The sequence below is a fragment of the Streptomyces sp. DvalAA-14 genome (genome assembly GCF_900091855.1).
In the GTDB taxonomy this organism is placed as follows: Bacteria; Actinomycetota; Actinomycetes; order Streptomycetales; family Streptomycetaceae; genus Actinacidiphila.
In genome coordinates this window covers 1-5,276 of the sequence record NZ_FMCH01000008.1, presented here as the reverse complement: position 1 = coordinate 5,276, position 5,276 = coordinate 1, and the positions used below count along the sequence as shown (strand labels likewise).

Below are 5,276 nucleotides of genomic sequence, written 5' to 3'. Positions count from 1 at the left end.
TGTGCCTTGACCGTCATGGCCGACCTTCCCCCCAGCGGGCTCTTCCCCAAGAGCCGTTCCCCAATACGGTCCCCGAGTGCGGGACCTGGGGCAGAGCATAGGCGCTGGCCGGGCGGTGCGTGGCGAACCGACCGGAACGCGTCGTTCCGCGCAGGCCGGGAGGTCACAATGGGACACCGCCGTGGGGCCGACCGGACCGGCCCGCGGCTGCGGCGTGCGCCGCGGCCGCGGCGGACGCCAGGCAGACACCGGGCAGACACCAGGCAGACAAGGGACGTGACAGCGCATGAGGCAACTCGGCATCCCCGGCGCGTGGGTGCAGGAACCGAAGATCCTCACCGATGCCCGCGGCGGCTTCCACGAGTGGTTCCGCGAGGCCGACTTCGCCGCCGCGACCGGCCGGGATCTGCGGCTGGCGCAGGCCAACTGCTCGGTGTCGGTACGCGGAACGCTGCGCGGCGTCCACTTCGCCGATGTACCGCCGAGCCAGGCGAAGTACGTCACCTGCGTGAGCGGCGCGGTGCTGGACGTCGTGGTGGACGTACGCGTCGGGTCGCCGTCCTTCGGCCGCTGGGAGGCGGTGCGGCTCGACGACCGCGACCGCGCCTCGGTGTTCTTGTCCGAGGGGCTCGGCCACGCCTTCATGGCGCTGACCGACCGGGCCACCGTGGTGTACCTCTGCTCGGAGGGCTACGCGCCCACCCGGGAGCACGGCGTGCATCCGCTGGACCCGGCGCTGGGCATCGAGTGGCCGGCCGGCCCGGAGCCGCTGCTGTCGCCCAAGGACGCCGCGGCGCCCACCCTCGCCGAGGCAAGGGAGCGCGGGTTGCTGCCGTCGTACGCCGACTGCCTGGCCTACGACGAACGGCTCAGGAAGGACTCCAGCGCCCGGTCCGGTGATTGAAGCCGGTGTCGTCGCCGCGCTGGGCCAGCACCTCGGTCAGGTAGTCGCCGTAGCCGCTCTTGCGCAGCGGCTCGGCCAGGGCCAGCAGCCGGCCGTCGTCGATGAAGCCGGCCAGCCAGGCGGCCTCCTCGACGCAGCCGATCTTGAAGCCCTGCCGCTCCTCGACCACCCGGACGTACTCCGAGGCCTGCACCAGGGACTGGAAGGTGCCGGTGTCCAGCCAGACCGTGCCCCGGTCCAGTACCGACACGGTGAGCCGGCCGCGCTCCAGGTACTCCTGGTTGACGTGGGATATCTCCAGTTCGCCGCGGGCGCTGGGGGTCAGCTTGCGGGCTATCGCGACGACCTCGGCGTCGTAGAAGTACAGGCCGGGCACCGCGTACCGGGAGCGGGGCCTGGCCGGCTTCTCCTCGATGGACAGCACGCGCCCGTCCGCGTCGAACTCGACCACGCCGTAGTCGCCGGGGTTGGCGACCGCGTGCGCGAACACCACACCGCCGTCGGGATCGCGGTAGCCGCGCAGCTGCCGGCCGAGCCCGGCGCTGTGGAAGATGTTGTCGCCGAGGATCAGTGCGACCGGTTCCCCGCCGATGAACCGCTCACCGATGAGGAACGCCTCGGCGATGCCGGCCGGCCGGTCCTGGACCGCGAACTCGAAACGCAGCCCCCACTGGGAGCCGTCGCCGAGCAGCCGCTCGAACTGCGGCCGGTCGTCGGGGGTGGTGATGATGAGGATGTCCCGGATGCCCGCCATGACCAGGGTCGTCAGCGGGTAGTAGATCATCGGCTTGTCGAAGACCGGCATCAGCTGCTTGGAGACGGCCTTGGTGATCGGCCACAGTCGAGACCCGGTACCGCCCGCGAGCACAATCCCACGCATGCCGGTGATGATAGCCACCGGCCCGGCCGGGCCGGGCCGGTCCGCGAACTTCGGTGCGTTTACGCTCGTTTCCCGCGTCTTTCGCCGTCTCCACCCTGCCTGTCCCCCGGGGTGTCCTACCATGACGTTCTCATGCGGATACTCGTCACCGGCGGCGCCGGCTTCATCGGATCACAGTTCGTGCGGGCCGCGCTCCGCGGCGAGCTGCCGTCCGGTCCGGGCGCCCGGATCACCGTGCTGGACAGCCTGGCCTACGCGGGCAACGAGGCGAATCTCGCCGATGTGGCCGGGCACCCCGGCTTTACCTTCGTGCGGGGCGACATCCGCGACCGGGAGGTGGTGGACGCGGTCACCGCCGGCCAGGACGCGGTGGTGCACTTCGCCGCCGAGTCGCACGTGGACCGCTCCATCGTCGACGCCTCGCCGTTCGTGACCACCAATGTGCTGGGTACGCAGGTGCTGCTGGACGCGGCGCTGCGGCACCGGGTGGGGCGCTTCGCCCATGTGTCGACCGACGAGGTCTACGGCTCGATCGCGGACGGCAGCTGGACCGAGGAGTCACCGCTGGCGCCGAACTCGCCGTACGCCGCGTCCAAGGCGGCCTCGGACCTGATGGTGCTGGCCTACCACCGCACCCACGGCATGGACGTCACGGTCACCCGCTGCTCCAACAACTACGGGCGCTACCACTTCCCGGAGAAGATGATCCCGCTGTTCGTCACCCAGCTGCTCGACGGCCGCACGGTGCCGCTCTACGGCGACGGGCGCAACGTCCGGGACTGGCTGCACGTCTCGGACCACTGCCGGGGCATCGACCTGGTGCTGCACGGCGGCCGGGCCGGCGAGGTGTACCACATCGGCGGCGGCACCGAGATCAGCAACCGGGAGCTGACCGGGCACCTGCTGCGGGCCTGCGGGGCGGGCTGGGACCGGGTGGAGCAGGTCACCGACCGCAAGGGCCACGATCTGCGCTACTCGCTGGGCATCGGCAAGATCCGCGCCGAGCTGGGATACGAGCCGCTGACCGGATTCGACGAGGGGCTGGCCGACACCGTGGCCTGGTACCGGGACAACCGCTCCTGGTGGGAGCCGCTCAAGGAGAAGGCGGAGCTGCCGGAATGACGCGCTGGCTGGTCACCGGGGCGGCCGGCATGCTCGGCCGCGACCTCACCGCGGTCCTGGCCGCCGACCCCGGGGCGGAGGTGACGGCCCTGGCCCGGGCGGATCTCGACATCACCGACGGCCCGGCCGTGGACGCGGCCGTCGCGGGCCGCGACGTGGTGGTCAACACCGCGGCCTGGACCGATGTGGACGGCGCCGAGCAGGACGAGGCGGCGGCCACCCGGGTCAACGGCGACGGGGTCCGCCGGCTGGCGGAGTCCTGCGCCCGGCACGGCGCGCGGCTGCTCCAGCTCTCCACCGACTACGTCTTCGCCGGGGACGCGGACCGCCCGTACCGCGAGGACTCCCCCACCGGGCCGCTCGGCGCGTACGGGCGCGGCAAGCTGGCCGGCGAGCGGGCGGTGCGCGAACTGCTGCCGGAGCGCGGGTTCGTGGTGCGTACCGCCTGGCTCTACGGCGCGCACGGGCGCAACTTCGTGCGGACCGTGCTGGAACTCGCCGAGCGCCGCGACACCCTGGACGTGGTGGACGACCAGGTGGGGCAGCCCACGTGGAGCCGTTCGCTGGCCGGGCGGCTGGCCGTACTCGGCGAGGGGGCGCTGGCCGGGCGGGCACCGGCCGGCATCTACCACGGCACGGCCGGCGGGCAGGTGACCTGGTTCGGTCTGGCCCGCGCGGTGTTCGAGCTGTCCGGGCTGGATCCGCGGCGCGTCCGCCCGACCACCTCGGACCGCTTCCCGCGGCCGGCCCGGCGGCCGGCGTACAGCGTGCTCGGCCACGACGGCTGGGCGGCGGCGGGCCTGGCGCCGCTGCCGGACTGGTATCCGGAACTGGCGGCGGCGCTGCCGTCGCTGCGGGCGGCCCGGGTCGGCTGACGCCCCGTCATGCCGTCGTGCGGCGGCCGGATCGCGGGGGCGGTCCGGCCGCGCGGCTATTCCGGCATTGCGCACCGCGCCGCTCAATTCACCCTTTTCCTCAGGGGACTTGGCACGACCTTTGCCGACCGTTGACACCAAGCTGTATCACCCGCGCACCGGATTGACTGCACACTGTCATGCACTGGCGTCACGAAAACCCCACCAGTCAGCGCCAGTCACGCGAGAAGGAGCAGCATGTCGGCAACCACCCGCGTCACCGCCATATCCGCCGTGGCCGCAGCACTTCTGTCCTCCCTGGCACTCGCGCCCGGCGCCGCCGCCACCGCCGGGCAGTTCCGGCTGGCCCCGCTCAACAGCCACCGCATCGTCAGCCCGGACGGGCGCATCACCCAGAGCACCAGCGGCAACTGGGCCGGTTACGCGGCCACCGGCACCACCTTCAGCAGCGTCTCGGCGAGCTGGACGCAGCCGTCGGTCACCTGCGGCAGCGGCACCTCGTACTCCTCGTTCTGGATCGGGCTGGACGGCGACGGCAGCAACTCGGTGGAGCAGACCGGCAGCGAGGCCGACTGCTCGGGCGGCCGCGCGCAGTACTACTCGTGGTACGAGATGTACCCGGCGTACCCGGTGAACTACAGCAACGCGGTCAGCCCCGGCGACCACTTCACCTCCACGGTCAGCGTGAGCGGGCACACCTACACCCTCACCCTGTCCGACACCACCAAGGGCTGGACGAAGACCACCACCAAGACGCAGAGCGGTCTGTCCAACGCCTCCGCCGAGATCATCGCCGAGGCGCCGTCCAGCAGCAGCGGTGTGCTGCCGCTGGCGCACTTCAGCACCGCGTCGTTCACCAACGCCACCGCGAACGGCCAGGCGATCGGCAACTACGGCCCGGACAAGATCAACATGGCGTCCGGCAGCACCACCAAGGCGACGACCTCCGCGCTGTCCGGCGGGACGAACTTCTCCGTCACCTGGAACCACAGCTGAGCACGCGCTGACACCCCCCACGGTGTCGCAGGACGAGGTGCCGGCCGCCCTTCGGGGGCGGCCGGCACCTCGCGGTGCACCCGGCACGCCGGGTGCGAACGGTCCTACTCCCCGGCGATGCCGGTGATGACGGGCTCGCCCAGCGACGCGGACTCCACGGGCACATCGGCGGTCCGCAGCGCGGCCCGCACCAGATCGCGGGCGGTGTCGCCGGCCTCGGTCTTGGTGTCCGCCTCGACTTCGAGATGGATGCTGAACGCGGGCGTGCCGTCGTAGACGGTGAGGATGTCCAGCGCCTCGGCCTCGCCGAATTCGGTGCCCTGCGGGTCGGCCGGGCGCAGCGCGCGCACCATTTCCTCCTGGGCCCCGTCGGGCGGGGTGGCGAGGAACGTGCCGGGAACGGTGACGACGTAGATGGTCATAGGGGAACACCTGCCCAGCGGACGGAGCCGGACCCCTCACTCTTCGGCCGTACGGGGGACGATCCGCGGCAGCCCGG

The 5,276-nt window shown here is 72.0% G+C and carries 6 protein-coding genes; 4 read left to right on the top strand and 2 right to left on the bottom strand.

The window, feature by feature from the left end; genetic code table 11:
* The first annotated feature begins 286 nt into the window (after nt 1-286).
* Entirely contained in the window at nt 287-904 is a 618-nt protein-coding gene (gene rfbC / locus GA0115240_RS00345; RefSeq protein WP_093734617.1) for a dTDP-4-dehydrorhamnose 3,5-epimerase, read from the top strand.
* Here rfbC and rfbA read toward each other — a convergent pair.
* Entirely contained in the window at nt 870-1,784 is a 915-nt protein-coding gene (gene rfbA / locus GA0115240_RS00340; protein ID WP_093734618.1) for a glucose-1-phosphate thymidylyltransferase RfbA, read from the bottom strand. The genes rfbC and rfbA overlap by 35 nt on opposite strands.
* 132 nt (nt 1,785-1,916) lie before the next feature.
* On the opposite strand from rfbA, the gene rfbB reads away from it, so the two are divergent.
* The 3 genes from rfbB to GA0115240_RS00325 all read left to right on the top strand — a co-directional run bounded on the left by rfbB (nt 1,917) and on the right by GA0115240_RS00325 (nt 4,777).
* On the top strand, nt 1,917-2,906 hold the full coding sequence (gene rfbB, locus GA0115240_RS00335; RefSeq protein WP_093734616.1) for a dTDP-glucose 4,6-dehydratase: 990 nt from the start codon (nt 1,917-1,919) through the stop codon (nt 2,904-2,906).
* Nucleotides 2,903-3,781 (top strand): dTDP-4-dehydrorhamnose reductase, encoded by an 879-nt coding sequence (rfbD, locus tag GA0115240_RS00330; protein ID WP_093734615.1) that lies wholly within the window; start codon nt 2,903-2,905, stop codon nt 3,779-3,781. The genes rfbB and rfbD overlap by 4 nt, the downstream gene beginning before the upstream one ends.
* Nucleotides 3,782-4,018: 237 nt before the next feature.
* Nucleotides 4,019-4,777 (top strand): G1 family glutamic endopeptidase, encoded by a 759-nt coding sequence (locus GA0115240_RS00325; protein WP_093734614.1) that lies wholly within the window; start codon nt 4,019-4,021, stop codon nt 4,775-4,777.
* A 104-nt stretch (nt 4,778-4,881) separates the two neighbouring features.
* On the opposite strand, the gene GA0115240_RS00320 is transcribed toward GA0115240_RS00325, so the two are convergent.
* Nucleotides 4,882-5,199, bottom strand: a complete 318-nt coding sequence (locus GA0115240_RS00320) for a hypothetical protein (RefSeq protein ID WP_093734613.1) — start codon at nt 5,197-5,199, stop codon at nt 4,882-4,884.
* Between the last annotated feature and the right edge of the window lie 77 nt (nt 5,200-5,276).